The sequence below is a fragment of the Algoriphagus terrigena DSM 22685 genome, assembly GCF_000429445.1.
GTDB classification, from domain to species: Bacteria; Bacteroidota; Bacteroidia; order Cytophagales; family Cyclobacteriaceae; genus Algoriphagus; species Algoriphagus terrigena.
In genome coordinates, this window is sequence record NZ_AUBW01000053.1 from 1 (window position 1) to 2,315 (window position 2,315).

Here is a 2,315-nt window from a genome sequence, read left to right on the forward strand (position 1 = left end):
GGCACGGCGACCTACACGGTATTGCAGTCTGACATTGATGCGGGCTTGGATATTGTGAACGTGGCCACGGTGACCAGCGAAGAGGACGCGACCGACAATGCTACCGAGACGGTAGAGGTGAACGGGGCGACATCGGTGGACATCACGAAAGTTGTTGTTTCGAATGACGACGAGTTGGGCGGCGAGGTGAATTTTGCGATCGAGGTGACCAACACGGGTAATGTGACCCTGTATGACATCTATGTGGAAGATAACGTGACGGGAGAATCGTGGGTGATCCCGAGCCTGTCGCCGGCAGCCCAGGATGTGAAGACGATCACGGTGGTGATTACCCAGGAGATGATCGACGAGGAGTGCTACGTGAACACGGCTACGGCAGAGATCCGGGAATATCTTGAAGGTGAGCAGAACCCCGGACAGGGCGGAGAGGGCGAGGAGTACCGCGTGGTGTTGTCAGATACCTCACAGGAGGCCCGAGCCTGCTTTACGCAAGGTCCTGCGTTGACTTTGGACAAGCAGATCGTGGGAGAGGATACCTACGAGGTGGTCGGAGATGTGATCAGCTATCAGTATGTGATCACCAACACGGGCAATGTGACCCTTCAGGGACCGATCCAGGTAATAGACGATAAGATTGCGGACATCGAAGCACTAGCCGGTCCGCTGGCAGTAGGCCAGTCTGTAACCGCTACGGCGAGCTACACGGTGACGGCAGCGGATATAATAGCCAAAGAGGTGACCAATGTGGCCTCGGCTACGGCAAGCTTTGAGGGTGAGCCGGTGACCTCGAACCAGAACAGCGAGACGGCCGAAGCAATCCTGTTGATCCTGAATGAGATCGACACGTATTGCGAGCTGGACGCCCCGTACATCCGCTGGGATCTGAGCGGCATCAACCTGGAGCTGCTGGACAGCGAAGTCGGGCCAAATCCGATTACGATGACCTGGTACGACAAGGACGGCAACGTGGTGGTGGTGTATGGGAACCTGCCGTTTGAAGGAACGATGCTGTTCCCTGGAGCAGCGGTCGATGAAAACGGCTATGGCACGCAGTGGCCGGGCTGGAAATACGAGAACATGCAGTGGGTAGCGGGAGAATTCAACTACTACCAGGTGCGGGAAGAGGGAGCGTATGTGATCTTCTCGCTGAACCCTGAAGTGAGTGCAGAGGTGACTTATCCGGGAGCGACAGAAGCCTGTAACCCGAATCCGAACCCTCCGCTCGCCGTGGATGACGACATGACGGCGATCCCGGTATACAGCGAGTTGGGATACAGCGACATTGTGAATGTGCTGGACAACGATCAGCTTGGGGATCTCATCGGTCTGAACACCACCCTGGTGACCGTGACCGAAGTGGCCCAGTCTACACCGGGAGCACTGATCCTGGATACAGCTACCGGTTTGGTCAGCGTTTCCACGGGACTTGCACCGGGCATTTACACCCTGGAATACAGAATCTGTACCAACCCGAATCCGACCAACTGCGACACGGCGATCGTGACAGTGCGGGTGGTATCACCGGGAGTGGCGATAGAAAAGACAGTTCTTGAGAATGACAATGAGCTTGAAGGTTTTGTAACCTATGAGATAAAAGTGACCAATACCGGAGATGTTGAGTTGACCGGCATCGAGGTATCGGATGACCTGACAGGAGATACCTGGACGATCGCTTCACTGGCACCGGGTGCGACTTGGACAGAGACAGCCCAGCTTGAGATTGATCAGGAATTGATCGACGGCGGCTGTGTGACCAACACGGCAACAGCGGTGGTTTACCTGGGAGGCGATTCGGAATCCGGGGAAGAGCGGACTGTTCTTGTGAGAGCTGTTGACAGCGTGGAAGCATGCTTTGAGCAGAACCCGTCGATTGAGCTGCTGAAAGAAGGCATCTTCAACGACGAAAACCAGGACGGCTTCGGAAATGCGGGTGAGACGATCACTTACGCCTTCACGGTGACCAATGACGGCAACCTGACCCTGACTGATATCACAATTGAAGATGATAAAGTAGCTGTGGTAGGCGGACCGATTGCCACTCTGGCACCGGGAGCAAGCGACAACACGACCTTCACGGCGAGCTACATGCTCACCCAGGAAGACATCGACAACGGCTTTGTGATCAACCAGGCCCTGGTAAGGGGTGAAGCACCGGGCGGAGATCCGGGAGATCCGAGTGATGACATCACGGACGAATCTTCTGATCCGACTCCGGTGGAAGAGCCAAGCACCGAGTGCACGACGTGTACGGAGACAGAGCTTCCGCAAAACCCTGCGATCCAGGTGGTGAAAACCGACAACGGAGCTGAGGTAGA

1 protein-coding gene is annotated in these 2,315 nt (G+C 55.8%); it reads left to right on the top strand.

From position 1 onward, the window contains the following. A partial coding sequence (locus G459_RS28495; RefSeq protein ID WP_035456925.1) for a DUF7507 domain-containing protein occupies positions 1-2,315 on the top strand: 2,315 nt, incomplete at both ends.